This is a genomic window from Serratia sp. TSA_7, assembly GCF_052692135.1.
In genome coordinates this window covers 97330-124196 of the sequence record NZ_JBQZFU010000003.1, presented here as the reverse complement: position 1 = coordinate 124196, position 26867 = coordinate 97330, and the positions used below count along the sequence as shown (strand labels likewise).

Here is a 26867-nt window from a genome sequence, read left to right as displayed (position 1 = left end):
CGCATTACTTTCCATTGTACCAATGGTAAAAACTCACGCACATCAGGCAAAAACTTCTGACGCCCAACCCCACAAAAACAGCAATAGCCGCATTCGCTAAGTGTTCTCTTGGAGAACCAGCGAGTAATAACGGGTGATAAAGCAACTGCATGGTTATCATCAGCCCGATAAAAGTAGCAAAAGACTTGGCGAGCTTACCTGGCCCCATAGTCAGCACCTATTCTTAAAACTTTAAAAGTAATATAAATGAGTAATTACCAGCGGCACTGACCATTTACGCTATTAGCGTTTCTATTGCCATCCAATGCCCCTTTATTATCACCGTTATTCTTTGACTGACTATTTCTATCACAACCAACAATCCCGGTTAAGGCGCCAGCGAAAGCCATACCAAGCATCCCAGGCGGGCCGCCAGGCATACCCGTAAACGCCCCGATAATCATGTAGGCACCTGTTTTGTTTGCGCAGGTGTCAGGCGCACTGGGTCGGTTCTGTCACGGTCACCGCCGTTATTTCCATCCCCGCAACCGCCAATCAACTTCATCTCGTCTAACGTCAATTCCCTTATTGTTGACATAATATTTTTCCATTTAACAAATGATTTAATATGTTTAATTAACATTGACCGAAGGTTGAATAACTGCAAACCACCACACAATCAATAAACAATAATTATCAGCAACAATAAACAAAGTCAAATTTAATCAATATTAATCAAAAACGTTAATTGTAGATTTTAATTATTTAATTAAAAAGAAACAATAATAATTAAAATAATAAAGACCTCGGGTCCGGCGCCTTTATTGATTCATTGTTCCGCCGTTTGCGGAAGATTCTGCTCACAACTCCCACGCCGCAACCCAACAGGCCGTTAATGCTCTGCCACCGCAGAATCTGGAACCTCATCGCTGCGTTCAGAATTTAAGCATTGATTAATTCATTTGAATGAATTAATTTCAAGCTTCCCTGACACGCAACAAGGAGTCACACCATGTTGATACCGCCAAAATCGTTATCCCACACCGAACGTGACCGCCGCTGGCAACTGGCGCGCGACATTATTCGGACGGAGGACCTGGCAGCCCTGATCGTGTATGGCGATCGAGAGGCCGCCGCACCTGCCGGTTTCGCACCGGATTGTTATTTCACCAACGACCGCCCCGGCTCTATCGTCGTATTTATCGGCGATGAACCCCCGCGGGTTTACACTTTCGCCTCACTGATGGTGGCCGATCATCTTCAGGCATCATTACGCGGTGACTTGCAGTGGATCGACGCGGAGCAGCTGTTTGTCGGCAAAACAGGCTCCGACGTCGGGGCCTGGCTGGCCAGCCGCCGGTTGGAGGGAACACGCATCGGCATTATCGGGCTAGAGCCCTATCCGCCGTTCTACTTTGACGGCGCCATGCCCGCTCGCACCTTTCAAGGGCTGGCAGACGCCCTCCCGACGGCAACCTGGGTACCGGTATACCGTGAATTCTTCCGGCGTGCGTCGGTAAAAAGTGAAGAAGAACTCGCTTTGGTACGCTATGCCGCGCACATCGGCGAAACGATGTGTGAGGCTCTACGAGCCACGGCACGGCCTGGCGCTTCCGAAGCGGATCTGGTGGCGGCGGTGACCGCAACCTGCTTTTCGATGGGCGGTTACACCGCCGAGCTATTGCTGGGTTCCGGACCCGAATACGTCGGCTGGGGGCCACCGGCCTGGCAATACCGCGCACAGGCGCCACGGGTGTTGCAGGAAGGCGATCTCGTGCTGTCGGAGATCTTCGCGCTGTACGGTATGATGGAAACACAGCACCAGGCCGCTGTCGCCATCGGCGAAGTGCACCCGGAGATCTTGCGCGCCGCCGAGGTGGCCAGGGCGAGCTATGAAGCAGGGTTGCAAACGCTACGCACGGGCAATACCTTCGGCGATGTAGTCGATGCCATGGAGCAGCCGTTATTGGCCTCCGGGGGCTGGCATGTGCATCCCTTGGTCCATAGCATCAACCCTTACGGCCCAGTAGGCTTCGGTACGGCACCTGGCATAGAATCCTTGCCCGAAGCGGCTCGCTACGCGCAGCTCAAACGGTTGCCGACCGTAGGGCGCGATCTTCCGCTGCAGGCGGGCATGTGCTTCGCCTTCGAGCCTAATTGCGCCTTCGGTCGGCACATGGCCAATATCGGCGGAACGGTATTGGTCGGGGACTCGGGCGGTGTGGCGCTTAATGAAAACTCTACGCGGTTGATGCTGGCAGACGGCTAGGCGAACCTATTATCAGGAGATGATGAATCCATGCAAGATCAGGACAGGCTCAGTGAACGAGCCCGCGAAACCCAGGAGCGGCTTATTCGGGCTGGATTGAGCCTGTTCAGCAAACAGGGGCTGGAAGGCGTACGCACCCGGCAGCTGGCCGACGAAGCGGGCGTGAATCAGTCCGCCATTCCGTACCATTTTGGCGGCAAAGAAGGTGTGTATTTAGCGGTACTTGAACACGTTGCCAACGGCATCGTTGAACACCTGGCATTGCCTCGTCTTTTGAGCGACTCACCCTCGCCGGCAGCAGCTTTGCAAGCGCTGATGCAGGATTTCGTCCGTGCCTTGCTGGGGTCTGAAACCTCTACAGCCAGCAGTCTGCTATTAGCGCGCGAACAACTCCAGCCCAGCGCTGAGTTCGATGCCTTGTATTCGCGCCTGTTCTTGCCGCTGCATCAGGCCGTTAGCGAGTTAGTCGCGGCGATCCGCGGTCAAGACCCGGCCCTGCGGGAAAATATTCTGTGCGCTCACGCCATCCTCGGCCAGGCGTTAGCCTTCTCCGTGGCGCGGGAGGCCCTGCTGCGTCGACTTGGCGAAAATGCATTGCGGCCGCAACAGGTGGCGCAGATTGCAGAACTGGTAGGCGTTATGTCGGTCGCCGCCGCACAACACTAGATACGGCGGCATAGGCTATGCACTCCGCTTGCGAAACAGGCTGCGCAGCGCCACGCTGTTGCGCAGAAAGCCCACGCCTACACCCAGCAAGGTATAAATAATCCCCAGGACCAACAGCATCACCACATCGCCCCACACTTCGTTAAGCGACAGCCCCATCTGGTTAACCCCGGCTATCGCCTTGGTGGCCCAGGTGGAGGGGATGCAATAGGAAATGGTTCGCACCCAGCCCGGCATCGCCTGCAGCGGCCAGATGGTGCCGGAGAGGTAGAATATCGGCGTGGTGATAAACGCCAGCGTCAGGTAGATCATCTCGACGCTGCGCAGGCACTCGGTCACCAGCTTGCCCAACCCCAGCACCGCCAGCAGGAACGGGAAGGTCAGCAGCAGAATTTCCGGGATGCCCGCCGTCTGGCGGTAACCCAGCACCCACGGCCACAGCACAAACAGCACGATCGACAGGAATAACCAGATCGGCAGCAGCGCCGTCAGCCCGCCCAGATGCGCCGCCAACGGTGCTTTACCGCCCGGCGTACTCTTCATGGCGATGCTGACGCGTATGCAGGCGATCAACAACGAGTGCTGCAACAGCATGACCAGCAGGCCGGGGAAGATGATTGCCGCAAAGCTGATGCCGGGGTTGAACACGTCCAGCGTCTGCCCCACGATCGGCGTCAGGATCACCTGCGCCTGCCGTTCGCTGAAACCGCTGCGCAGCAGCAGCCCGTTGTTGTACTGGCTCAACAGTTGTTGATAAGCCGCCACTACGTCCTGCTGGATCTGGCCGTTGGCCAAGCGGTTGGTCGCGTCGCCGTACACCGGCACCACGATATTCTGCCCGCTCAGGATCTTCTTCTCCAGATCCACCGGCATGATGATCACCGCAAACAGCTTGCGCCAGCCAAGGTCTCGCTGGGCCTGCTCCTGGCTGTCGTAGGTCTGGATCGCGATTTTCGAGGTGGCGTCCAGTTGGCGGATCAACTGGCGGCTGGCGGTGCTGTGGTCCTGATCGACCACGCCGACCGGCAGATCCCACACCGTGCGGTTGGCATACACCATGCTCATGATGCACAACGACAGGAGCAGCATCAGCCACATCGGTCGTTCCAGCATGCCAAGCAGCACCCGGACAAAGGTTTGCCAATAGATCTTCATCCCGCGCCCCCTTCCTTCAACAACCGCTGCAACAGGCGGTTACGCACCAGCAACGCGGTAACCAGCGGATAGACCGCCAGCAGCGCACAGACGCTGAAGATGGCACTGGCCGGCACCTGCCGCAGGAACACGTCGAACATGGCATACAGCGCATGGGTCAGCGGCTCGATATTGGAGATAATCCGCGCCGGCAGCGGCATCGACAGCTCCGGCACCGCCATGCCCGAGAAGGTCAACGCGATACTCACCAGGATGCCGATCAGGCTGTAGGCAGTGATAGTGCTGCCGGTAAAGGTAAACAGCAGCAGGCCGACGCTCTGCGCCGCCATCACGTAGAAAAAGGCGATCATCAGCATAAACAAGGGATTGCCGCTGACGCGAGCGTCAAAAATCCCCACCAGCGCCGCGATCTCCACCATCAGCAGGCTGGTGAAACACAGGGTGTAAGGCGCCAGTTTGCCGAGCAGCGCCAGGCTGAACGGCCTGGCCTTCAACAGCGACTTGCTGCGCGCCAGCACGTAAATCATGCAGGTCACCACAAACAGCTGCAGCAGGTGAATGGTGGCCGCGAACTGCTGATAGTAAATATAGCTGCCGCTGGCGTTGAACAAACTGCCGTACGACAGCGTGACGTCCGCCAGCGGCGGCAGCGTTTTGCCCATCTCGCCGGCGATGATGCTGCGGGTACTGGCGTTGATTTCAGTCATCAGGCCGCTGAAATCCTGAGTGGAATACAGCCCGGCGCCGTAAAACAGCGCGTTGTAATACATCACCACGCTCGGCTGCTTGCCCGCCAGCGCGTTGGCCTCGAAATCCGGCGGGATGTAAAGCAGCGCATAATCCTGCGCGCTGCGCAGGCGGTGCAGCGATTCATCCAGCCCGCCATCGTAGGCCTCGACGTGGGCATGGGAGCCAGCATCCAGCTTGCGGGTCAGCGATTTGGACAGAGAGCTGTGATCGCTGTCCACCACCGATACCGGCAAATCGAGCAAGGTGCCCTCCGAGAAGTTGCTGCTGATCAGGCCAAACAGCATCAGCGGGAAGATCCAACTTAGCCAGTGCACCACCGGGCTGCGAAAGGCGATGCGGCACTCGTTGTCAAACGCGTGGCTGAAGCAGCGCCAACCGGCCTTTACTCTTTCCATAGCCATAGGCTGCTCATCCCCGGACGCAGACCGTCCACCGGCTGTGACGGATACAGGCGCACTTCAAAGGTTTTCAGATCGAAGTCACCGGTGGCGCGGGTGGCGCGTTTGGTGGCGTAATCGCCCAGCGGCGCGATGTAGCGCACCTCCGCCTCAATCATTTTGTTCTGCAGCGCCGGCACCCGCATTTGGATCTTATCGCCTTTGCGTACGTGAGCCAGAATGTCTTCGCGCAGGTTAAACACGAAGTAGGCATCCGGTACGCGGATCAGCGTCACCAGCGGGCTACCGGCATTCAGCAGTTCACCCACTTCCGCCGGGATCGGCCCCACTTCGCCGTCCACCGGCGCTAAAACCCGCAGATCGTCGGTTTGGGCTTTCACTTCCAGCAGGTTCTCTTCCGCCGCCCGCAGCGCCGCGGCGTATTGCTGCCGCAGTTCGATACGGTCGCCGTTGACGCCTTCGTCCAGATTGGCCTTGGCGGCCTGCACCTGTTGGAAAGCGGTATCGCGCGAACGGCGCGAGCTGTCCAGTTCGGACTTCGAGATATATCCTTTGCCGGCGATACTCAGGTTGCGATTGTAATCATTCTGCGCATTGCGGTATTCCGCCTCGGCCTGCGCCAGGCTGGCGCGCAGATTGCGGATGCTCTCTTCACGCGTGCCATGCAGCGACTGCTCAAGCTGCGCTTTGGCCTCATCGCGCGTCGCCTGTGCGGACCGCAACTGCGCCATCAATTCCGGGCTGTCGAGCTGAATCATCGCCTGCCCGCCCTTTACGTCATCGCCACGCTCCACCAGGCGCTCGATCACTCGCCCCTTGGCTTTGGAGGCCACAATCACTTCCGGCGCATCCACCTCACCCTGCAACAGCAGATCCTGATTATGCGCGCGGAACAATATCGCCAGAGCGATCGCCACCACCATCAATAACAGGGTAAACAGCGTCTTTTTTTTCATTATTCAGGCTCCCGGAACGGTAAGCGGCAGGTGGGGATCATCACGTCCATATTTTAATAGGCTCTAAAAAGACCATTTTTCTCATAAGGATATCACAAGCACATATATCCTCTTTTATAACCTTAAATTGGATTATGCTTTTAACGCTAAAGCACATTCGACTTTGTAGTTTGCAGACTCCTGCAATCGCCCTTTAAGCGATCACTCCTCTGATGGACGATGTCATGACTGAAAAAACCGTGGTACCGCTTTCGGTACTGGACTTATCCCCCATTCCGCAAGGGGCCAAACCGCGCGATGCGTTTCACGCCTCTTTAGATTTAGCACAACATGCCGAAAAATGGGGTTATCAGCGCTATTGGTTGGCGGAACATCACAATATGACCGGTATCGGCAGTGCGGCCACCTCTGTGCTGTTGGGCTTTCTGGCCGCCGGCACCCAGAGCATTCGCCTCGGCTCCGGCGGCGTGATGCTGCCTAACCATGCGCCGCTGGTGATCGCCGAGCAGTTTGGCACGCTGGAATCGTTGTATCCGGGGCGTATCGATCTGGGCCTTGGCCGCGCGCCCGGTACCGATCAGCGCACCATGATGGCGCTGCGCCGCCACCTGTCCGGCGAAGTGGATAACTTCCCGCGTGACGTGCAGGAACTGCAGCATTATTTCTGCGACGCGCAGCCAGGCCAACCGGTGCAGGCCGTGCCGGGCCAGGGCTTGCATGTGCCGATCTGGCTGCTGGGCTCGAGCCTGTACAGCGCTCAGCTGGCGGCACAGCTTGGTCTGCCGTTCGCCTTCGCTTCCCACTTTGCGCCGGAAATGTTGTTCCAGGCGCTGAAGCTGTACCGCGAGAACTTCAAACCTTCCGAACAATGCGCGCAGCCGCATGCCATGGTGTGCGTCAACGTGGTGGCCGCCGACAGCGACGAAGAGGCCCGCCGGCTGTTCACCTCGATGCAACAGCAATTCATTAACCTGCGCCGCGGTTCACCGGGCCCGCTGCCGGCGCCGGTGGACAATATCCACGCGCTGTGGAGCGCCGGGGAGCAATACGGTGTCGATCAGGCGCTGCGCATGTCGATAGTCGGTAATGAAAGCACCGTTCTCCACGGGTTGCAGGCGCTGCTGCGTGAAACCGGCGCGGATGAAATCATGGTCAACGGCCAGATCTTTGATCATCAGGCGCGGCTGCATTCGTTTGAGATTGTCGCCGGAGTGAAAGGCGATGTGGTGAAAGGCTAAATGAAAAGTGGGGGAAATGGCTTCCCCCACTTTTAACCGGGCCGTCAGGCCTGTTTTATCGCTTCCTGCGCCTGCCGGCGGTGATCGGCACGCAGAAACAGCAGCGTGCGGCTCAGCAACACCAGCATCAGGCAAAATTCGGCCGCAATCGCCACCAGCACCGCATTCAGGTAATTACCGGGCGCCAAATGCAGCATCTGCACCAGCAGCGTGCCCAGCAGGATCGGCCCCAGCCCCAACGCCGTCTGTTGCACCGTAGCCAGCATGGCACTGCCGGAACCGGCGTGCTCTGTCGGTACGTCAGACAGGCCGATGCGAAAGAAACTGCTGACGATAAACGCCTGCCCGAAGCCAATCAACACCGTCGCCGGGATCAAATTCCACAGCCCCGGATGCGGCCAGACCAGTTTCAATGTCAGCATCAGCGCCAACAGACCCACCATCTGGATCAGGCAGCCAAACATCAGCGTCCACACCTTGCCGAAGTGCTCCACCACCGTGCTGCTCAGCAACGATGAAAGAAAATAGGCCGCCCCGAGCGCGATAAACGCATTGCCTGACTGGAATGAGCTCAGCCCCGCGCCGGATTGCAGCGTCAGCGCCATCACAAACATAAAGCCGCTCCAGCAGGAGAAGAACAGGATGGCGATCACCAGCCCGAAGCGCACGCTCGGCAAGCGCAGCAGCGCCGGCGGCAACAACGGGAAATTACGCCGTTGCTCCTGCCGCCGCTCGACCCGCCACAGTAACCACAACAGCGGGATGCTGGCCGCCAGCAGCACCAGGCAAGGCCACGGCCAGTGCCATACCGGCCCCAATGCCAGCGGGAACAGCAGGCAGGCGATGGTCAATCCAAGCAACAGCGTGCCGGGGAGATCGACATTCACCCGCTTCTCCCCACGGGTATTCGGCACCCAGCGGTGGGCGCAGGCCAGCACCAACAGGCATACCGGAATATTAATCAGGAATACGCTGCGCCAGCCGCTGCCGGCAATATCAAGGGTGATCAGCAACCCGCCCAGTACCTGGCCGACGATAAACGCCAGCCCACCGATAGCCCCGTACATCCCCAGCGCCTTGGTATGTTCGCGGCCCCGCAGGCACACATGAATGGTGGCCAGGATTTGCGGCACGATAAACGCCGCGCCAACCCCCTGCAACACGCGAGCCACCAATAACAGCCAGACGGAGTTCGCCAACCCGCACATCAATGAAGCCACGGCAAATATCCGCACGCCCCACAGGAACAGGGTGCGCCGCCCCAGGTTATCCCCCAAGCGGCCGCCCATCGCCAGACAGACGGCGAACGCCACGCCGTAGACCGCCACAATCAGTTCCAACTGCGCCGGGCTGGCTCCCAGCGACTGCGCTATCGCATCCAGCCCGACATTCACGATGGAAAAATCGATCATCGGCAGCAACTGCCCCGCCAATAAAATAATTAACCCCGCGCGGCCCAGCTTGGCCGCCGTTGATGGTGCGTTCATGCTTCTCATCCATTGTGTTAACCCAGGAATGTGATTAGCATCACCTTTAAAGCAAACGGGTACCAGTTCTTGATTATCATGGTATAAAAACTACCGGTCTTGTTGCAGGAGTAAATTATTCATGCCCGTAACTACCCGCACTACCTCTGGCGTTCACGCCGATAACCGCAAGCTGTTGGGCGCTTTTCTGCGCACGCGCCGCGAGAGCCTGGATCCCAACCGGTTGGGGCTTGCGCGTATGCGTCAACGCCGCACGCCCGGCCTGCGTCGTGAAGAAGTCGCCCAGTTGGCCGATGTAGGCATCACCTGGTACACCTGGCTGGAACAGGGGCGGCCGATTCAAGCCTCGCCAAAAACGCTGACCGCGATCGCCAATGCACTGCAATGCAACGAAGCGGAAACTCACCACCTGTTCAGGCTGGCGGGACAAAGCTTGCCGGCGTCTACGCAAAACGACGGCTGTGAGCCGTTGTCGGCATACGGGCAAAAAATCCTTGATCAGCTCGACCCGCTGCCGGCAATCATTTCCAACGCACGCTTCGATATCCTGGGTTTCAACCGGGCCTATTGCCTGCTGATGGGCGTCGAACTGGCCGAACTGCCGCCGGAAGATCGCAACTGTATCTATTTGGCGTTCACCCACGAGCACTGGCGTGCCAGCCAGTTGGACTGGGATGAAGTGATGCCGAAAATGGTGGCGCTGTTTCGCGCGCAGATGGCGGAGCATTTGGGCGAACCGATCTGGGAGGCGCAACTGGCGCGCTATCTGGCAGTTTCTGAGGATTTCCGCACCCTCTGGGAGAGGCATGAAGTGCGCAGCATCGACAACAACGTCAAACGCTTTCGCCATCCGTTAGTCGGGGTGATGAGCCTGCGGCAGAATAACTGGTGGTCGGCGCCGCGCAACGGCGACCGGATGCTGGTGTACGTACCGGCAGATGAGCAGAGTGAACGCCGCCTGCATCAGTTGACCGGCGGCGCAGAGTAACCTTGGTGTCAGCGTTGGATAAGGTAGCGGATGGTCGGACCGTCCTGCTGGATATCCAGCACCTTGTAACCATGGTTGCGCGCATCGAGCGGAATGTTGTTGATCGACTGCGGGCAATCGCTGATCACCTCCAGAATTTCTCCCGGTTTCAGCTGCGGCATGGCTTCCAGCGTCGCCACCGCCGGGTAGGGGCAAGGCTCGCCGAGCATGTCCAGCCGGTAATCCGGCACTATCGCCGCCTGTTTCATGACACTCTCCTTAAATTAACCACCTGTGCGTCGGGTTTGGCGCGGAAAAAGCGTTTCTCCCACCACAGCATCGCGGCAAACGCCAGCGCCAGCAGCAGGTAAGTGACCAGCAGGCCGCCGAACGGCCCGAAGGTGTCCAGCAGGTTGACCTTGTCGTAGTCGGTAGCCAGCGCCGGGGCCAAATCGTCCCAGTAGTAAGCCAGCAGCGTGGCACCGATGATATTGCCCAGCCCGACCCACCAATAATGCACCTGCCCTTCCACCGCGCGGTACATCCAGCCGGTCTCGCAACCGCCGGCCAGGACGATGCCGAAGCCGAACAACAGCCCGCCAATTACCGCATTGGGGCCGGCCCACATGATTTTAGGCGCAACGCCGAGCTGCACGTAACTGAAAATACCGATGGCGCTGACCGCCATACCGATAATGATCGCTTTCGCCATGTGGGTGCGGCCGGTGATCCACAGATCGCGGAACGCCGAGGTGAAGCAGATCTGCGCCCGTTCAATCAACAAGCCAAAACCGATGCCGAACAGCATGGCGATACCCAGCTTAGGCGCATCAAACAGCGTCCATAGCGACCAGGCGATCGACAGGCAAAAAATCACCATTCCCAGGCGGAAACGACGACGCGCCTGCTCTGGCTTTTGCGTCAGCGGCGCGGCAGCCTGCACTTTTTGCAGTTTTATCGGAATACGAAACAGCGGCAGCAGGGTAAATTTGGCGCCAAAGTAAGAACCGGCTGCGATCGCCAGCGCGAAGAACCAGGCGTGCAGCGAGAACTGCGGAATGCCGGTAAAGAATGCCGCCAGGTTACACCCCATCGCCAACCGTGCGCCAAAGCCGGCGATAATGCCGCCCAACAGTGCCTGCACAATGCGGATACGGTGCTGTGGCCGGCGTAGCTTGATGTTGTTGGCCCACAGCGCGGCGGCGATACAGCCGGCGAACATACCGATGATCATCCGGCCATCGATGCGTTGCAGCGGCGTGCCCTCAAGGCCAATGACCTTAAAGTAACCCCATTGTTCAGGATGCAGACCGAACGCCTGCAACAGATGGCCGCCCCAGCGGGTAAATTCGCCGGTTACCGCCCAGAAGGTGCCGGTCATGCCGAAGTAGTAAGTCGAGAGTATCCCGGCGGCAATCACCGCCGGCAGTGGCGCCCAAAAGCGCACCAGGTATTGAGATTTAAATTGCTGCCAACTCATGGCATCTCCTGTGCGTAGTATCCATAAGAAAAAACCTTATAAAGGATACGCCATTTAACCGCGCTTAACGGCAAATTTCAGGCATAAAAAAACCAGCCCGAAGGCTGGTTTTTCAGTGTGACTAACCGCGAACGGTTAAATCAGACGTTATGCATCACCGAAACGGCGACGTGGTGCAGCCGGAGCGGCATCATCACGACGCGGTGCGCGTTGACCGTCACGGCTGGCGTTGCCACGACGTTCGCCAGTTGCAGCTGGAGCACCGCCTTCGCGACGCTCACTGAAAGAACGACGCGGTGCGCCGGCACCTTCACGACGTTCGCCGTTGAACGGACGAGCACCGCCACGACGCTCGCCACCTGCACCTGGAGCACCGCCTTCGCGACGCTCACGACGTTCATGCGGCTGTGCATCGCCCAGCAATTGCATGTTCATCGGCTTGTTCAGGATGCGGGTACGGGTGAAGTGAGACAGGATCTCGCCCGGCATGCCTTTTGGCAGTTCGATGGTGGAGTGGCCAGCAAACAGCTTGATGTTACCGATGTAACGGCTGCTGATGTCACCTTCGTTAGCGATCGCGCCAACGATATGACGAACTTCCACACCGTCATCACGGCCCACTTCAATGCGGTACAGCTGCATTTCGCCAACGTCACGACGTTCGCGACGTGGACGCTCGGCACCACCGTCACGGCTGTCTGGACGCGCGTCACGGCGACGGTCGTTGCCACGATCAGAACCACGATCGTCACGGTCGTTGAACTCACGACGTTGACGCGGTTTGAACACCGGATCCGGTGGCAGAATCAGAGGACGTTCGCCCTGCGCCATTTTCAGCAGTGCTGCGGCCAGGGTTTCCATTTCCAGCTCTTCTTCCGGCTGCAGTTTAGCCAGCAGTGCGCGGTACATGTCCAGATCGCTGCTTTCCAGCTGTTGCTGTACTTTAGCGGCGAACTTGGCCAGACGACGCTCACCCAGCAGCTCTGCATTTGGCAGCTCAACTTCTGGAATGGTCAGCTTCATGGTGCGTTCGATGTTGCGCAGCAGGCGGCGTTCGCGGTTTTCCACGAACAGCAGCGCGCGGCCGGCGCGACCAGCACGACCGGTACGGCCGATACGGTGAACGTAAGACTCGGAATCCATAGGGATGTCGTAGTTCACAACCAGGCTGATACGCTCAACGTCCAGACCACGAGCGGCAACGTCGGTAGCGATCAGGATATCCAGACGACCGTCTTTCAGACGCTCCAGGGTCTGCTCACGCAGTGCCTGGTTCATGTCACCGTTCAGTGCGGCGCTGCTGTAACCGCTGCGCTCCAGCGCTTCAGCCACTTCCAGGGTCGCGTTTTTGGTACGCACGAAGATGATCGCCGCATCAAAGTCTTCAGCTTCCAGGAAACGCACCAGCGCTTCGTTCTTGCGCATGCCTTGCGCAGTCCAGTAGCTCTGGCTGATGTCCGGACGGGTAGTGATGCTGGACTGAATGCGCACTTCCTGCGGATCTTTCATGAAGCGACGGGTAATGCGACGGATCGCTTCCGGCATGGTTGCAGAGAACAGCGCGGTCTGATGTTCAGCCGGGATCTCCGCCATGATGGTTTCTACGTCTTCGATAAAGCCCATGCGCAGCATTTCGTCGGCTTCATCCAGCACCAGACCGCTCAGGTTAGAGAGGTTCAGCGTGCCGCGTTTCAGGTGGTCCAGCAGACGGCCTGGGGTACCCACTACGATTTGTGGGCCCTGACGCAAGGCGCGCAGCTGTACGTCGTAACGTTGGCCGCCGTACAGGGCAACAACGTTAACGCCAGTCATATGTTTAGAGAAATCAGTCATCGCTTCAGCAACCTGAACCGCCAGTTCGCGGGTCGGTGCCAGCACCAGAATCTGTGGTGCTTTCAGGGAAGCGTCAAGGTTGTGCAGCAGTGGCAGCGAGAACGCTGCAGTTTTACCGCTACCGGTCTGTGCCATGCCCAGCACATCACGGCCGTTCAACAGGTGAGGAATACACTCAGCCTGGATCGGTGACGGTTTTTCGTAGCCCAGATCGGTCAGGGCAGAAATGATAGGAGCAGACAGCCCCAGGTCAGCAAAAGAGGTTTCAAGCTCAGTAGTCATGTACACGTGCCTCATTAATAATGGCAGCCAGTCTACATAACTCGTCGAGAAAATTTTCAGTCATTTTCATTGAAAAGTGTGAACCGGCTCAAATTAGATTATAAAACGAACAAAGAAGCCCTCGCCCGTTAAGGCGATAACTTTGGCTATAAAACCAATGTATATCAGGCTGATAGTTGTTCGTCAGCTATTGCTGGTCCGATTCCGATAGGTCGTCTTGTTCTTGGCCCAACAGCGCCAATTCCAACAATGCATAGCGGTGCTCAACGAAATTATGAACGTTGTTAGCAACCGTCAGTTTGAACAGCGCCGAAGCGGTGTCCTTGTCCCCCAGACTCAGGTAGTGTTTACCCAAATAGAAGTCAGTTTCACTGAGATGCTCAGCGAGCGAAGTGTTATCCGTTGCATCTGCCTTGAGCTTTTCCATCAGCGTTTTTTCACTGATGTTGCCCAGGTAGAATTCGACAATATTCCATCCCCATTGCCCTCGGTTCGCTTTGTCATAACGCTGCTGGAGCGCTACGTCAGCCTTCTTGGGATCGATTTCTCTTTCCACAAGATACAGCCACAACGAACGGAAGGGATCGTTTGGGTCGTCTTGATAAAACGCCTGCAGATCATCCTGCGCCAACGGGAAGCGGCCGCCATAATACAGTGCGATGCCCCGGTTTAAACGCGCGTAATTGTAAGTTGGATCAAGCTCTAGTACAGAATCAAACGCTTCATAGGCAGCATCAAAATTGCCTGCCTGCGTTAAGTAAATGCCCAGGTAGTTGAAAACTTCTGGCATATCAGGACGCATCGCCAGCGCTTGCGAGAAATCATTGCGCGCCAGTGCACGTAGCCCGAGGCTATCATACAGCACACCGCGCTCATATAAAAGCTGCGCACGCTCATCGTCCGTCAGTGCCCGGCTGGCAAGTATTTGTTCCATGCGCGCCAGGATCACTTCCTGCTGCAGCGTTGGCTGCAACGGGATCGCCAAAACTTCGTCTTTACGCCAATCATGGTTGCTGCATCCTGCCAGCATGAGTGCTGTCGCAACGTAACACCAGCGCAAGAAAGGCTTCATTTCCCACTCCCGAAGACAAACATTGGATGAACATCCTGTCATCCGTTTGCTAATACGCAGGCATCCTACCCGCGCGATACGAACAGCTCCCAACCCCATGGCGGGGAGCTGTAAATCTATCTATACAGTTATTCTGCTTCAGGCGCAGGTGCAGATGAACCTGCTTCTGGCGCTGTAGCTTCTTTGATGCTCAGACGCACACGGCCCTGACGGTCAACTTCCAGTACCTTAACCGGTACTTCCTGACCCATCTGCAGATAGTCGGTCACTTTCTCAACGCGCTTGTCAGCGATTTGAGAGATGTGCACCAGACCTTCTTTACCGCCGCCGATCGCCACGAATGCACCGAAATCAACGATACGGGTCACTTTACCCTGGTAAATACGGCCCACTTCGATCTCTGCGGTGATCTCTTCGATGCGGCGGATAGCGAACTTGGCTTTCTCACCGTCGGTAGCAGCAATTTTAACCGTACCATCATCTTCGATTTCGATGGTAGTACCGGTCTCTTCGGTCAGCGCACGGATGACAGAGCCGCCTTTACCGATCACGTCTTTGATCTTGTCCGGGTTGATTCGGATAGTGTGGATACGTGGTGCGAACTGAGAGATATCGCCACGCGGGGTGCTGATAGCCTGTTCCATCACGCCCAGGATGTGCAGACGCGCGCCCTTGGCCTGGTTCAGTGCCACCTGCATGATTTCGCGGGTGATGCCTTCAATTTTAATGTCCATCTGCAGCGCGGTAATACCGTCACGGCTACCGGCTACTTTGAAGTCCATATCGCCCAGATGATCTTCGTCACCCAGAATGTCGGACAGAACGACAAAGTTATCTTGTTCTTTAACCAGGCCCATTGCGATACCCGCAACGGCTGCCTTGATTGGCACGCCTGCGTCCATCAGCGCCAGAGAGGCACCGCAGACAGAAGCCATTGAAGAAGAACCGTTGGATTCGGTGATCTCGGAAACCACACGCACCGTGTACGGGAAATCTTCTGGTTTAGGCATCATAGCCAATACACCGCGTTTCGCCAGGCGACCGTGACCAATTTCACGACGTTTAGGCGAACCCACCATACCGGTCTCACCTACGGAGTACGGAGGGAAGTTGTAGTGGAACAGGAAGCTGTCGGTTTTCTCGCCCATCAGCTCGTCCAGGTTTTGCGCGTCACGGGCGGTGCCCAGCGTTGCAGTAACCAGAGCCTGAGTCTCGCCACGGGTGAACAGTGCGGAACCGTGGGTACGCGGCAGCACGCCGGTGCGCACGTCCAGACCACGGATCATGTCTTTTTCACGGCCGTCGATACGCGGCTCGCCACGCAGCACGCGGCTACGTACAACGTTTTTCTCAACGCTGCCCAGGATGTCCTGAATTTCAGACGCGTCCAGGGTCTCGTCCTGCGCCAGCAGGGCTTCAACTACGCTGCTCTTGATCGCATCTACCTGAGCGTAACGCTCTTGTTTTTCGGTGATGTGATAAGCGTCGCCCAGACGGCTTTCTGCCAGTTCTGCAACGCGCGCGTGCAGCGCTTCGTTGATTGCAGGTGCCTGCCAGTCCCACTTAGGCTTACCGGCTTCGGCAACCAGGGAGTTGATGTTTTCGATAACAATCTGCTGTTGCTCATGGCCAAAGACCACAGCGCCCAGCATCTGATCTTCGCTCAGAACGTCAGCTTCGGATTCAACCATCAGCACTGCGCCAGCGGTACCGGCAACCACCAAGTCCAGGCTGCTTTCTTTCAGCTCGTCGGTCGTTGGGTTCAGCACGTACTGATTGTTGATGTAACCCACGCGTGCAGCGCCGATTGGGCCGTTGAACGGAATACCGGACAGGCTCAGGGCAGCAGAAGCGCCGATCATCGCAACGATGTCCGGGTTTACCTGCGGGTTAACGGAAACTACGGTCGCGATCACTTGCACTTCATTCAGGAAGCTGTCCGGGAACAGTGGACGGATCGGACGGTCAATCAGGCGTGAGGTCAGGGTTTCGCCTTCGCTCGGACGGCCTTCACGACGGAAGAAGCTGCCCGGGATACGACCAGCAGCGTAAGTACGCTCCTGATAGTTAACGGTCAGTGGGAAGAAGCTTTGGCCTGGCTTGGCTTTTTTCTGGCCAACTACGGTAACGAATACTGCGGTGTCATCCATGCTCACCATAACGGCGGCGGTGGCCTGACGAGCCATCATACCGGTCTCGATGGTGACGGTATGCTGGCCATACTGGAATTTGCGAATGATCGGTGTCAGCAAAATTATATCCTTGATTAACGGCGCGCAATCGTATTGACGACTCGACACGCCAGTGACTCGATTTGCCTTCTCACTACATCCTCGCGACTAATGACAATCCTTATCTCAAGCCTGAGACAAAGCCTCTCATTAGCCGCGCGAACCTCTGTAACGGAAGAACCTGTTTGGAAACATCAGTAATACATTAACCTGATTTGCTTATGCTTCCTAGAAGAAAGGGGCCAAAATAGGCCCCTTTCCGCTGAAACTTGCTAGATTAGCGACGCAGACCCAGACGCTCGATCAGGCTGGTGTAACGTGCTACATCTTTACGCTTCAGGTAATCCAGCAGCTTACGACGCTGAGAAACCATACGCAGCAGACCACGACGGCTGTGGTGATCTTTTTTGTGTTCTGAGAAGTGGCCTTGCAGATGGTTGATCTGCGCAGTCAACAGGGCAACCTGAACTTCGGTAGAACCGCTGTCGTTAGTACCACGACCAAAATCAGCTACGATTTGAGCTTTAGCTTCAACACTTAGAGACATTGTCATACTCCAGATTATAGATAATAAATACAGGCGCCGATCTCTAATTCAGCAACCCAATGCATAAGCTGCGCCATTCTACTCTTAGCGCAGTGCGATCGCAAGGCAGTGCGTTTTTCCACCCTCAGTCGAAATGTTCGACCACCAGGCGGCGCGGCGCTACGCGACCGTCATCGGCGATGTCACCTACGCCGATAAATTTACGCTCTTCACCTTCGGTCATTCGCACCATGCCCGAAGCCGGTGCGCCGGCAACCTGTACCGGCTGCCCCTGCTTGACGTAACCCGCAACGACCGGCAGCAAATTCACTTCCGGGTAGTTTTCTACCGGGCTGTCCATCGGCATCAGCAACGGATCGAGCAACTCGCCAGGCGCGATTTCCTGCGCCTGGGCTTGCTCCAGCAACGCGTTCAACTGCTCAAGCGTGACCATGCGTTCGATCGGATAAGTCGCTACCTGCAAACGGCGCAGATAGATCACGTGCGCGCCGCAGCCCAGCAGTTCACCGAGATCATCGGTGATGGTGCGGATGTAGGTGCCTTTCGAACAGTGGATTTCCAACTCCAGCTCGTCGCCTTCCCAGCGAATGAACTGCAGTTCATAAACCGTGATGCTGCGCGCTTCACGCGGCACTTCGATACCCTGGCGCGCATACTCGTAGAGTTTCTTGCCCTGGTACTTCAGCGCCGAGTACATCGACGGCACTTGCTTGATATCGCCGCGGAAGCTGTCCAGCGCCGCATCGAGTTGCGCCTGAGTGAAATTCACCGGGCGCTCTTGCACAATCTGGCCGTCCGCATCCGAGGTGTCGGTACGCTGACCCAGCTTGGCAATGACACGATAGCGTTTATCGGAGTCGAGCAGGAATTGCGAGAACTTGGTCGCCTCACCCAGGCAAATCGGCAGCATGCCGGTCGCCAGCGGGTCGAGCGCGCCGGTGTGGCCCGCGCGATTGGCGTTATACAGGCGTTTCACTTTTTGCAGAGCGTCGTTGGACGACAGACCCTGCGGTTTGTCCAGCAACAGTACGCCGTGAATATCACGGCCGCGGCGACGAGGGCGACTCATTAAGCCTCCTCGTCATCGCCTGATGCAGAACGGCGTTCGGCGTCATTCTTCACGACGTTGGTCACCAGGTTGGACATGCGCATGCCTTCCACCAGTGAGTTGTCGTACGCGAAGGTCAGCTCAGGCACTACGCGCAGGCGCATGGCTTTACCCAGCAGCGTGCGGATGTAGCCGGAAGCGTCTTCCAGAGCTTTAATGCCTTTAGGCACCAGATCCGGATCGGCGTTTTCGGTCAACACGTTCAGGAAGGTGACGTAAACCTTGGCATAGGCCAAATCACGAGAAACTTCTACACCAGAAACGGTAGCCATGCCGATACGCGGATCTTTGACTTCACGCTGCAGAATGATAGCAATCTCTTTTTGCATCTCTTGTGCCACGCGCTGACCGCGGCTGAATTCTTTTGCCATTATGGATTCTCCAGACAAATCGGGGGGCACAAGGCCCCCCGGAACAGACTTAAGCAGATGTGCAAGCGTTAAGCGATGGTGCGTTGAATCTCAATGATTTCGAACACTTCGATCATGTCGCCGACGCGCACGTCGTTGTAGTTCTTAACGCCGATACCACATTCCATGCCGTTACGGACTTCGTTAACGTCATCTTTGAAGCGGCGCAGGGATTCCAGCTCGCCTTCATAGATAACCACGTTGTCGCGCAGAACGCGGATTGGGTTGTGACGCTTGATCGTCCCTTCGGTAACCATACAACCTGCGATGGCACCAAATTTCGGAGATTTGAACACGTCACGCACGGCGGCCAGACCGATAATCTGCTGCTTGTACTCAGGCGCCAGCATACCGCTCATCGCCTGCTTCACTTCGTCGATCAGGTTATAGATGACGGAGTAGTAACGCAGATCCAGGCTTTCAGCTTCAATCACGCGGCGCGCAGAAGCGTCGGCACGGACGTTGAAGCCCAGGATGATAGCGTTGGAAGCCGCTGCCAGCGTTGCGTCGGTTTCGGTGATACCCCCTACGCCGGAGCCGACAATCTTCACTTTCACTTCGTCGGTAGAGAGTTTCTGCAGTGATTCGGAAATCGCTTCACAAGAACCCTGTACGTCAGATTTCAGTACGATGTTCAGCTCAGAAACTTCACCGTCGGTCATGTTAGCGAACATGTTTTCCAGTTTAGATTTCTGCTGACGCGCCAGTTTAACTTCGCGGAACTTGCCTTGACGGTACAGCGCAACTTCACGCGCTTTCTTCTCGTCACGCACCACGGTCGCTTCATCACCAGCGGCAGGAACGCTGGACAGGCCCAGGATCTCAACCGGAATAGAAGGACCCGCAGAGGTCACTTCGCGACCCAGTTCGTCACGCATGGCACGTACACGGCCGTATTCGAAGCCACACAGAACGATATCGCCTTTGTTCAGCGTACCTTCTTGTACCAGCACGGTAGCAACCGGACCACGGCCTTTATCCAGGAAGGATTCGATAACCACGCCGCTGGCCATGCCGCTGCGTACGGCTTTCAGTTCGAGAACTTCGGCCTGCAACAAGATAGCGTTCAGCAGTTCGTCGATACCGGTACCGGCTTTCGCAGATACGTGAACGAACTGTGCTTCGCCGCCCCACTCTTCCGGCATAACGCCGTACTGGGACAGTTCCTGCTTAACGCGGTCCGGATCGGCTTCCGGCTTGTCGATTTTGTTCACTGCAACCACCAACGGCACCTTCGCTGCTTTCGCATGCTGAATAGCTTCGATGGTTTGCGGCATCACGCCGTCGTCGGCTGCAACAACCAGAACAACGATGTCTGTCGCCTGAGCACCGCGGGCACGCATTGAGGTAAAGGCTGCGTGGCCTGGGGTATCCAGGAAGGTGATCATGCCGTTGTCGGTTTCTACGTGGTAAGCACCGATATGCTGGGTAATACCACCGGCCTCGCCTGCTGCCACCTTGGTGGAGCGGATGTAGTCCAGCAGAGAAGTTTTACCGTGGTCAACGTGGCCCATGATGGTCACGACAGGTGCACGTGACTCGGCGGCAGCACCGGTATCACGGTCGCTCATCAGCGCTTCTTCCAGCTCGTTCTCACGACGCAGGATAACTTTGTGGCCCATCTCTTCGGCAACCAGCTGTGCGGTTTCCTGGTCGATGACCTGGTTAATGGTGGCCATTGCGCCCAGTTTCATCATCGCTTTGATGACCTGAGAGCCTTTAACCGCCATTTTGTTAGCCAGTTCGGCTACGGTGATGGTTTCGCCGATCACAACGTCACGGTTAACCACCTGAGCCGGCTTGTTGAAGCCCTGCTGCAGAGTACTTGGCTTACGCTTGCCTTTACCGCCACGGGTAACGGCGCGCGCTTCTTCACGGTCTGCTTTAGACTCGGAAAGCTTGTTGCCTTTCTTCTGCTTGGTCGCTTTACCGCCACGAGTGCGGGCGCGGCGTTCGCCTTCAACTTTGGCGTCGTTTTCGTCTTCGGCTGCACGGGCGTGCTGAGAGGTGGTCACGTGGTAATCGGCTGTTTCAACCGCAGCGCTTGCTGCTTCAGCTTCAGCCCACTTCTCGCCGTTCTCTTCGGCCATACGGCGCGCTTCTTCCGCTACGCGTTTGGCGTCTTCTTCAACCTTGCGGCGCACTTCCTCTTCCGCTTTACGTTTCAGTTCTGCGGCTTCGGCTTCACGGCGTGCTTTTTCTGCCTGAGCTGGCTTGGTCATTTCGTCGGTATGTTGATTGGTCACTTTTTCTTTTTCCGCTGAATTACGCTTAGCAATCTCCGCGGCCTCACGTTTGGCTTGGTCTTCGGCTGCGCGCTTTGCTTCTGCTTCGCGTTTCGCCAGCTCTTCCGCTGCGCGCTGTGCCTGCTCTTCCGCTTCACGCTGTGCCTGCTCTGCCGCTTCAGCCTGTTGGGCTTCTGGCGTATCGCGATTTACATAAGTGCGTTTCTTGCGGACTTCGATTTGCACCGATTTACTTTTACCGCCGGTGCTCGGAATATTCAAGGTGCTGCGCGTTTTGCGCTGCAACGTGAGCTTACCCGGCGCACTACCGTGTTCACGGTTAAGGTGCGCCAGTAAGGCTTCTTTCTCGTGCTGGGTCACAGAGTCTGTCTCAGACTTGTTAATCCCTGCATCAGCAAACTGCTGTACCAGGCGATCAACTGGAGTCTGAATCTCTGCTGCCAGCGATTTTACGGTTACATCTGTCGTCATGCTGTTCCTTCCTGCTACAGTTTATTACGCGTTGTCGCCAAACCAACAGATATTACGTGCGGCCATAATCAGCTCGCCGGCTTGCTCATCGCTAAGCCCTTCAATATCCGCCAGATCGTCAACACCCTGCTCGGCAAGATCTTCCAGCGTACAAACCCCACGCGCGGCCAGTTTAAAGGCCATGCTGCGCTCAAGACCCGGAAGGTTGAGCAAATCGTCAGCAGGTTTTTGGTCGCCCAGGCTCTCTTCTTGGGCCAGGGCAAGCGTGGTCAATGCAGCTTTGGCGCGATCGCGCAACGCTTCAACCATATCTTCATCCAGACCGTCAATTTCCAGCAGCTCTTTGATTGGCACGTAAGCCAACTCTTCCAGAGTAGAGAAGCCTTCTTCGACCAGTACGGTGGCGAAATCTTCGTCGATATCAAGATACTTGGTGAAGGTATCAATGGCGGCATGAGCTTCGGCCTGGTGCTTGGCCTGCAGATCGTCCGCCGTCATCACGTTCAGTTCCCAACGGTCATCGTCACGATGCTGTTTTAACAATTGGGAAGCCAAACGCACGTTTTGGCCATTACGGCCGATCGCCTGTGCCAGATTGCTGGCTTCGACGGCGATATCCATGGTGCAATTATCTTCATCAACCACGATCGAGGCAACGTCTGCCGGCGCCATGGCGTTGATGACGAACTGCGCAGGGTTATCATCCCACAGGATGATATCGATACGTTCGCCGCCGAGCTCGCTCGAAACGGCCTGAACGCGCGCACCGCGCATACCTACGCAAGCGCCGACCGGGTCGATGCGTTTGTCGTTGGTTTTCACAGCAATTTTTGCACGGGAGCCAGGATCACGGGCTGCCGCTTTAATTTCAATCACTTCTTCGCCGATTTCCGGCACTTCGATGCGGAACAGTTCTTTCAGCATCTCTGCGCTGGAACGGCTGACGAACAGCTGTGCGCCACGAGCTTCAGGACGGACGGCGTACAATATGCCGCGAATTCGGTCGCCCGGACGGAAGTTTTCGCGCGGCAGCATGTCTTCACGGCCAATGACCGCTTCTGCGTTGCTGCCCAGGTCCAGCGCAATGCTGTCACGGTTAACTTTCTTCACCACGCCGGTGACGATTTCACCTTCGTGCTGACGGAAAGCGTCGACGACCATGGCGCGTTCGGCTTCACGTACTTTCTGTACGATAACCTGTTTCGCGGTTTGGGTGGTGATGCGGTCAAAGGTCACAGATTCGATCTGATCTTCAATGTACCCGCCCAACTCGATGCCCGGCTCTTCATACTGAGCGGCTTCCAGCGTGATTTCACGCGTTGGCTGGGTCACTTCATCTACGGCGACCCAACGACGGAAGGTATCGAAATCGCCGGTTTTGCGGTCAATACTGACGCGAACCTCAATTTCCTGCTCGTATTTTTTCTTGGTTGCGGTGGCTAATGCGGTTTCCAACGCTTCGAAAATCTTCTCACGCGGAAGGGATTTTTCGTTGGAAACAGCTTCAACAACAGCCAGAATCTCTTTATTCATCCTAGTTGCCTCATCCAAACTTTAAAAGTGGGGTACCAGGTTCGCTTTCTGGATGTTGCTCAGCGCGAACACTTCATCTTTCCCTTCCACAGTAACCGTGATCATTTCGCCATCGACAGACTTGATAATGCCCTGCCATTTGCGACGGTTCTGTACGGCCATGCGCAGGACCAAGCTGACTTCTTCACCGAGGAAACGAGTATAGTGCTCAGCGGTGAACATCGGGCGATCAAGGCCAGGAGAGGAGACTTCCAAGTTGTAAGCGACTGTGATTGGCTCTTCGACGTCCAATACAGCGCTGACCTGGTGGCTGACATCAGCACAATCGTCAACATTGATGCCGTTTTCACTATCAATATAGATACGGAGCGTCGATTGGCGCGCACGAATAAATTCGATGCCTACAAGCTCAAAGCCCAACGCTTCTACCGGTGCCGAAAGCATCTCTGTTAATTTTTGCTCTAATGTGGACAAGCCCACCCCCAAGACATAAAAAAAGGGCCTAATAGCCCAGTGATTCTGTTGCCAAATAACAAAAAACCCCGAAAATTCGGGGCTTTATGCAACTGGACCCTGTTTGCCGCAAAGCGGCTTCGGTGCAACTTTCTAACAAGTGTCATTTTCAAATGTTGTTCGAGAAAAGCGGAATTCAATCGAAAAGTGTATTTGAAAATAAACACTTAAAGGAAAGTGGTTGCGGGGGCCGGATTTGAACCGACGACCTTCGGGTTATGAGCCCGACGAGCTACCAGGCTGCTCCACCCCGCGTCCGAAAACGTGGCAAATATTACGCCGATAATTGCAAAATTGCAAGTTATCTCTGGGATTTGGTACCGAGGATGGGACTCGAACCCACAAGCCCGTTAGGGCACTACCACCTCAAGGTAGCGTGTCTACCAATTCCACCACCTCGGTACTGATTCTTGCTGCTAACGGCTGTTATTTTATTGAGGTAACAACAACCGTTTTCAAACTCTGTGACTGCTTGCCGCTTACTGTGGGATATCGCTGCTCGGCTTGGTTGGTGCTGCCGGTGCGGTAGTCTGCTCAGATTTCACTGGCTGACCCAGGTTTTCCCACTCGCTGCCTTTCTTGCTCTGGTTGGTGCTCAGGTTGCCCAGGATCAAACTGATGACGAAGAACAATGCCGCCAGAATAGCCGTCATGCGGGTCATGAAGTTACCGGAACCACTCGAACCGAACAATGTGCCAGACGCACCTGCTCCGAATGAGGCTCCCATATCAGCGCCTTTACCTTGCTGCAGCATAATCAGAGCAACAAGCCCGATTGAGATCAGCAGGAAAATTACCAGAAGAGCTTCGTACATAGTTGTACCCGTATCCTTGCGGCTTCACCGCGTGCCAAATGCTTCACACCCCAAAGGCTTCTTTTCTATTAAGAAGTCGCAGGCGTTGTATCAAACTGCCCACTGAAGCGGGTGTGAATACTAACCAAAGCCGCTAACCCGCGCAAGGGCAATTTGCAGCAGCCGGCGTGTTTGCGGAAAAAAACACCAATAAAATTCGCAGGCTGTGTTTTCCGGGGGCCCCAAACAGCCCCCGGCTCTCGGCAATCCGTTAACCGGCCGCCTTTACAGCATCGGCGATACGGTGCGCCAGCGCGGTAACCTGCTGTTCATCCTCACCTTCCACCATCACGCGGATCAAGGGTTCGGTACCTGATTTACGCAAAAGAACGCGGCCACGGCCAGCCAACTCGGTTTCAACCTGCTCGGTGACTTTACGCACATCGTCAGACTCCAACGGGTTGTGCTCGCCGACAAAACGCACGTTAACCAGGATCTGCGGCAACAGTTTCATGCCACTGCACAGGTCGTGCAAACTCATGCTGTTACGCACTATCGCGGTCAGCACCTGCAGGCCGGCGATGATGCCGTCACCCGTTGTGGTTTTATCCAGCAGGATCACGTGGCCGGAGTTTTCTGCGCCAATGCGCCAGCCCAGCTCCTGTAGCTTCTCCAGTACGTAGCGGTCACCCACTTTTGCGCGGGCAAACGGGATACCAAGCTGCTTGAGCGCCAGTTCCAGGCCCATGTTGCTCATCAGCGTACCGACTGCGCCACCGCGCAACTGGCCCTGACGCAACCCCTCACGGGCGATGATGTACAAGATCTGGTCGCCATCCACTTTGTTGCCAAGGTGATCAACCATCATCACGCGGTCGCCGTCACCGTCAAACGCCAGACCGACGTGCGCTTTTTCCAGCAGTACGCGTTCTTGCAGTTGGCGAACGTCGGTCGCGCCGCATTTCTCATTGATGTTCATGCCATCCGGCTCAACGCCGATAGCAATCACCGTAGCGCCCAGCTCTCGCAACACGCTCGGTGCGATGTGGTAGGTCGCGCCGTTGGCGCAGTCCACCACGATTTTCAGGCCCTTCAGGCTCAGTTCGCTCGGGAAGGTGCCTTTGCAGAATTCGATGTAACGGCCGGCGGCATCGATAATCCGGCTCGCCTTACCCAACTCGGCAGACTCCACGCAGGTCAGCGGTTTTTCCATTTCGGCTTCAATGGCCTCTTCGACATGATCCGGCAGCTTGGCCCCATCAATGGAGAAGAATTTAATACCGTTGTCGTAGAATGGGTTATGTGATGCAGAGATCACGATACCGGCTTCGGCACGGAAGGTACGCGTCAGATAAGCCACCGCCGGCGTCGGCATCGGACCGGTGAAAGAAGCGGATAACCCCGCAGCGGCCAGGCCGGCCTCCAGCGCCGACTCCAGCATGTAGCCGGAAATGCGGGTATCTTTACCGATAATGATTTTGCGGGAGCCGTGACGTGCCAGTACCTTACCCGCAGCCCAGCCAAGTTTCAGCACGAAATCCGGGGTAATAGGGCTATCGCCGACTTTGCCACGAATGCCGTCGGTACCAAAATATTTGCGCTCGCTCATGTCTCTGTCATCCCTTAGCTGAAAGTGTTGCCTCGACGACACGCATCGCCTCGACGGTTTCTTTAACGTCATGCACTCTGACAATCTGTGCGCCCTGCATAGCGGCGATCACCGCACAGGCCACGCTGCCGATAACCCGCTGTTCAGGGGGGACATTCAGCAGCTGTCCAATCATCGACTTACGCGACATCCCTACCAACAGCGGCAGGCCAAAGTGATGAAACTCTGACAATCTGGCCAGCAGTTGATAATTGTGAGCCAAATTCTTACCGAAACCGAATCCCGGGTCGAGCAGCAATTTCTGATTTGTAATGCCGGCGGCATTGCAACGTTCGATATGCCGCTGGAAAAATGCATTCACATCGGCGATCAGGTCGTCATAATGCGGCGCCTGCTGCATGGTGCGCGGTTCGCCCTGCATGTGCATCAGGCACACCGGCAGCCCGCTTGCCACGGCAGCCTCCAGCGCACCCGGCTCCTGCAGCGAGCGAACGTCATTGATCAGATGCGCACCCGCTTTAGCCGACTCGCGAATCACCCCCGCTTTCGAAGTATCCACCGAGATAAAGACTTCAAAACGCCGGGCAATTGCTTCCACCACAGGCACCACGCGTGCGATCTCCTCCTCTTCGCTGACCTCCGCGGCTCCCGGCCTGGTCGACTCTCCGCCCACGTCAATCATGGTCGCACCGGCTGAAATCAGCGCATGCGCATGCAACAACGCCTGATTCAAGGTGTTGTGACGGCCGCCGTCAGAGAAAGAATCCGGGGTTACATTGAGGATCCCCATCACCCGTGGATGGGAGAGATCGAGAGTCATGTCTCGCACGGTTAACTGCATCGCTAATTCACCTTACTGTCGCCTGGATCACT

General features: G+C 56.4%; 23 protein-coding genes and 2 tRNA genes. 4 read left to right on the top strand and 21 right to left on the bottom strand.

Annotation, left to right across the window (positions count from 1 at the left end):
• Positions 1–991: 991 nt before the first annotated feature.
• Positions 992–2248, top strand: coding sequence for a M24 family metallopeptidase (locus ACUTQW_RS12995; protein WP_006323281.1), 1257 nt, complete (start codon positions 992–994; stop codon positions 2246–2248).
• Between the two features lie 30 nt (positions 2249–2278).
• Positions 2279–2914, top strand: coding sequence for a CerR family C-terminal domain-containing protein (locus tag ACUTQW_RS12990; protein ID WP_006323280.1), 636 nt, complete (start codon positions 2279–2281; stop codon positions 2912–2914).
• Positions 2915–2929: 15 nt separating this feature from the next.
• Here the strand turns inward: ACUTQW_RS12990 and ACUTQW_RS12985 are convergent, their stop codons facing one another.
• Genes ACUTQW_RS12985 through ACUTQW_RS12975 form a run of 3 tightly spaced genes read right to left on the bottom strand, consistent with a single transcriptional unit; the run spans position 2930 to position 6173 of the window.
• A complete protein-coding gene (locus ACUTQW_RS12985; protein ID WP_006323279.1) occupies positions 2930–4069 on the bottom strand; it encodes an ABC transporter permease in 1140 nt (379 codons plus the stop codon).
• A complete protein-coding gene (locus ACUTQW_RS12980) occupies positions 4066–5220 on the bottom strand; it encodes an ABC transporter permease (RefSeq protein WP_006323277.1) in 1155 nt (384 codons plus the stop codon). The genes ACUTQW_RS12985 and ACUTQW_RS12980 overlap by 4 nt, the downstream gene beginning before the upstream one ends.
• Complete coding sequence (locus ACUTQW_RS12975; RefSeq protein WP_004952888.1) at positions 5202–6173, bottom strand: HlyD family secretion protein; 972 nt, start codon at positions 6171–6173, stop codon at positions 5202–5204. Before ACUTQW_RS12975 ends, ACUTQW_RS12980 begins: the two co-directional genes overlap by 19 nt.
• A 224-nt stretch (positions 6174–6397) precedes the next feature.
• On the opposite strand from ACUTQW_RS12975, the gene ACUTQW_RS12970 reads away from it, so the two are divergent.
• Positions 6398–7411: a luciferase-like monooxygenase gene (locus tag ACUTQW_RS12970; protein ID WP_006323274.1), complete on the top strand. Its 1014-nt coding sequence runs from the start codon at positions 6398–6400 to the stop codon at positions 7409–7411.
• A gap of 44 nt (positions 7412–7455) precedes the next feature.
• Here ACUTQW_RS12970 and ACUTQW_RS12965 read toward each other — a convergent pair whose 3' ends face one another.
• Entirely contained in the window at positions 7456–8898 is a 1443-nt protein-coding gene (locus ACUTQW_RS12965) for an MFS transporter (protein WP_006323273.1), read from the bottom strand.
• Positions 8899–9019: 121 nt separating this feature from the next.
• On the opposite strand from ACUTQW_RS12965, the gene ACUTQW_RS12960 reads away from it, so the two are divergent.
• Positions 9020–9886 (top strand): helix-turn-helix transcriptional regulator, encoded by an 867-nt coding sequence (locus ACUTQW_RS12960; RefSeq protein ID WP_004952881.1) that lies wholly within the window; start codon positions 9020–9022, stop codon positions 9884–9886.
• An 8-nt stretch (positions 9887–9894) separates the two neighbouring features.
• On the opposite strand, the gene yedF is transcribed toward ACUTQW_RS12960, so the two are convergent.
• From yedF to folP, 17 genes are all read right to left on the bottom strand, one after another.
• Positions 9895–10134 carry a sulfurtransferase-like selenium metabolism protein YedF gene (yedF, locus tag ACUTQW_RS12955; protein WP_004952879.1) on the bottom strand — a complete coding sequence of 80 codons (240 nt, stop codon included), beginning with the start codon at positions 10132–10134 and terminating at the stop codon, positions 9895–9897.
• Positions 10131–11345 (bottom strand): selenium metabolism membrane protein YedE/FdhT, encoded by a 1215-nt coding sequence (yedE, locus tag ACUTQW_RS12950; RefSeq protein ID WP_445654869.1) that lies wholly within the window; start codon positions 11343–11345, stop codon positions 10131–10133. Before yedE ends, yedF begins: the two co-directional genes overlap by 4 nt.
• Before the next feature lie 147 nt (positions 11346–11492).
• Positions 11493–13460, bottom strand: coding sequence for a DEAD/DEAH family ATP-dependent RNA helicase (locus ACUTQW_RS12945; protein WP_004952874.1), 1968 nt, complete (start codon positions 13458–13460; stop codon positions 11493–11495).
• Positions 13450–13524, bottom strand: a complete 75-nt coding sequence (gene yrbN / locus ACUTQW_RS12940) for a protein YrbN (protein WP_223499600.1) — start codon at positions 13522–13524, stop codon at positions 13450–13452. The genes ACUTQW_RS12945 and yrbN overlap by 11 nt, the downstream gene beginning before the upstream one ends.
• A gap of 123 nt (positions 13525–13647) precedes the next feature.
• Positions 13648–14532 carry a lipoprotein NlpI gene (gene nlpI, locus ACUTQW_RS12935; protein ID WP_006323270.1) on the bottom strand — a complete coding sequence of 295 codons (885 nt, stop codon included), beginning with the start codon at positions 14530–14532 and terminating at the stop codon, positions 13648–13650.
• Between the two features lie 128 nt (positions 14533–14660).
• A complete protein-coding gene (gene pnp, locus ACUTQW_RS12930; RefSeq protein WP_006323268.1) occupies positions 14661–16784 on the bottom strand; it encodes a polyribonucleotide nucleotidyltransferase in 2124 nt (707 codons plus the stop codon).
• Positions 16785–17040: 256 nt separating this feature from the next.
• A complete protein-coding gene (rpsO, locus tag ACUTQW_RS12925; protein WP_004933502.1) occupies positions 17041–17310 on the bottom strand; it encodes a 30S ribosomal protein S15 in 270 nt (89 codons plus the stop codon).
• Between the two features lie 124 nt (positions 17311–17434).
• On the bottom strand, positions 17435–18379 hold the full coding sequence (gene truB, locus ACUTQW_RS12920) for a tRNA pseudouridine(55) synthase TruB (RefSeq protein ID WP_004952866.1): 945 nt from the start codon (positions 18377–18379) through the stop codon (positions 17435–17437).
• Positions 18379–18789: a 30S ribosome-binding factor RbfA gene (gene rbfA / locus ACUTQW_RS12915; protein WP_004952863.1), complete on the bottom strand. Its 411-nt coding sequence runs from the start codon at positions 18787–18789 to the stop codon at positions 18379–18381. Before rbfA ends, truB begins: the two co-directional genes overlap by 1 nt.
• A 68-nt stretch (positions 18790–18857) precedes the next feature.
• On the bottom strand, positions 18858–21545 hold the full coding sequence (gene infB, locus ACUTQW_RS12910) for a translation initiation factor IF-2 (RefSeq protein WP_004952860.1): 2688 nt from the start codon (positions 21543–21545) through the stop codon (positions 18858–18860).
• A gap of 24 nt (positions 21546–21569) precedes the next feature.
• Entirely contained in the window at positions 21570–23078 is a 1509-nt protein-coding gene (nusA, locus tag ACUTQW_RS12905) for a transcription termination factor NusA (protein ID WP_004952855.1), read from the bottom strand.
• A 21-nt stretch (positions 23079–23099) separates the two neighbouring features.
• Complete coding sequence (gene rimP / locus ACUTQW_RS12900) at positions 23100–23552, bottom strand: ribosome maturation factor RimP (RefSeq protein ID WP_004952852.1); 453 nt, start codon at positions 23550–23552, stop codon at positions 23100–23102.
• 217 nt (positions 23553–23769) lie between these two features.
• Positions 23770–23846: transfer RNA gene (locus ACUTQW_RS12895), tRNA-Met, on the bottom strand.
• A 60-nt stretch (positions 23847–23906) separates the two neighbouring features.
• A tRNA-Leu gene (locus ACUTQW_RS12890) sits at positions 23907–23993 on the bottom strand.
• A 77-nt stretch (positions 23994–24070) separates the two neighbouring features.
• Complete coding sequence (gene secG / locus ACUTQW_RS12885; protein ID WP_004952849.1) at positions 24071–24406, bottom strand: preprotein translocase subunit SecG; 336 nt, start codon at positions 24404–24406, stop codon at positions 24071–24073.
• A gap of 250 nt (positions 24407–24656) precedes the next feature.
• The gene (glmM, locus tag ACUTQW_RS12880) at positions 24657–25994 is read right to left on the bottom strand and encodes a phosphoglucosamine mutase (protein WP_004952846.1); all 1338 of its coding nucleotides are present in this window, start codon (positions 25992–25994) and stop codon (positions 24657–24659) included.
• Positions 25995–26001: 7 nt separating this feature from the next.
• The gene (gene folP, locus ACUTQW_RS12875) at positions 26002–26835 is read right to left on the bottom strand and encodes a dihydropteroate synthase (RefSeq protein ID WP_166728526.1); all 834 of its coding nucleotides are present in this window, start codon (positions 26833–26835) and stop codon (positions 26002–26004) included.
• Positions 26836–26867: the final 32 nt, after the last annotated feature.

What these genes read in the sequence shown, in the direction of transcription:
- yedE (WP_445654869.1), bottom strand. Translation starts at nt 11,345, where the DNA reads ATGAGTTGGCAGCAATTTAAATCTCAATACCTGGTGCGCTTTTGGGCG.
- ACUTQW_RS12975 (WP_004952888.1), bottom strand. Translation starts at nt 6,173, where the DNA reads ATGAAAAAAAAGACGCTGTTTACCCTGTTATTGATGGTGGTGGCGATC.
- nusA (WP_004952855.1), bottom strand. Translation starts at nt 23,078, where the DNA reads ATGAATAAAGAGATTCTGGCTGTTGTTGAAGCTGTTTCCAACGAAAAA.
- ACUTQW_RS12945 (WP_004952874.1), bottom strand. Translation starts at nt 13,460, where the DNA reads ATGACTACTGAGCTTGAAACCTCTTTTGCTGACCTGGGGCTGTCTGCT.
- ACUTQW_RS12965 (WP_006323273.1), bottom strand. Translation starts at nt 8,898, where the DNA reads ATGAACGCACCATCAACGGCGGCCAAGCTGGGCCGCGCGGGGTTAATT.
- truB (WP_004952866.1), bottom strand. Translation starts at nt 18,379, where the DNA reads ATGAGTCGCCCTCGTCGCCGCGGCCGTGATATTCACGGCGTACTGTTG.
- ACUTQW_RS12985 (WP_006323279.1), bottom strand. Translation starts at nt 4,069, where the DNA reads ATGAAGATCTATTGGCAAACCTTTGTCCGGGTGCTGCTTGGCATGCTG.
- ACUTQW_RS12960 (WP_004952881.1), top strand. Translation starts at nt 9,020, where the DNA reads ATGCCCGTAACTACCCGCACTACCTCTGGCGTTCACGCCGATAACCGC.
- folP (WP_166728526.1), bottom strand. Translation starts at nt 26,835, where the DNA reads ATGCAGTTAACCGTGCGAGACATGACTCTCGATCTCTCCCATCCACGG.
- ACUTQW_RS12970 (WP_006323274.1), top strand. Translation starts at nt 6,398, where the DNA reads ATGACTGAAAAAACCGTGGTACCGCTTTCGGTACTGGACTTATCCCCC.
- rpsO (WP_004933502.1), bottom strand. Translation starts at nt 17,310, where the DNA reads ATGTCTCTAAGTGTTGAAGCTAAAGCTCAAATCGTAGCTGATTTTGGT.
- nlpI (WP_006323270.1), bottom strand. Translation starts at nt 14,532, where the DNA reads ATGAAGCCTTTCTTGCGCTGGTGTTACGTTGCGACAGCACTCATGCTG.
- ACUTQW_RS12990 (WP_006323280.1), top strand. Translation starts at nt 2,279, where the DNA reads ATGCAAGATCAGGACAGGCTCAGTGAACGAGCCCGCGAAACCCAGGAG.
- rbfA (WP_004952863.1), bottom strand. Translation starts at nt 18,789, where the DNA reads ATGGCAAAAGAATTCAGCCGCGGTCAGCGCGTGGCACAAGAGATGCAA.
- secG (WP_004952849.1), bottom strand. Translation starts at nt 24,406, where the DNA reads ATGTACGAAGCTCTTCTGGTAATTTTCCTGCTGATCTCAATCGGGCTT.
- yedF (WP_004952879.1), bottom strand. Translation starts at nt 10,134, where the DNA reads ATGAAACAGGCGGCGATAGTGCCGGATTACCGGCTGGACATGCTCGGC.
- ACUTQW_RS12980 (WP_006323277.1), bottom strand. Translation starts at nt 5,220, where the DNA reads ATGGCTATGGAAAGAGTAAAGGCCGGTTGGCGCTGCTTCAGCCACGCG.
- ACUTQW_RS12995 (WP_006323281.1), top strand. Translation starts at nt 992, where the DNA reads ATGTTGATACCGCCAAAATCGTTATCCCACACCGAACGTGACCGCCGC.
- glmM (WP_004952846.1), bottom strand. Translation starts at nt 25,994, where the DNA reads ATGAGCGAGCGCAAATATTTTGGTACCGACGGCATTCGTGGCAAAGTC.
- infB (WP_004952860.1), bottom strand. Translation starts at nt 21,545, where the DNA reads ATGACGACAGATGTAACCGTAAAATCGCTGGCAGCAGAGATTCAGACT.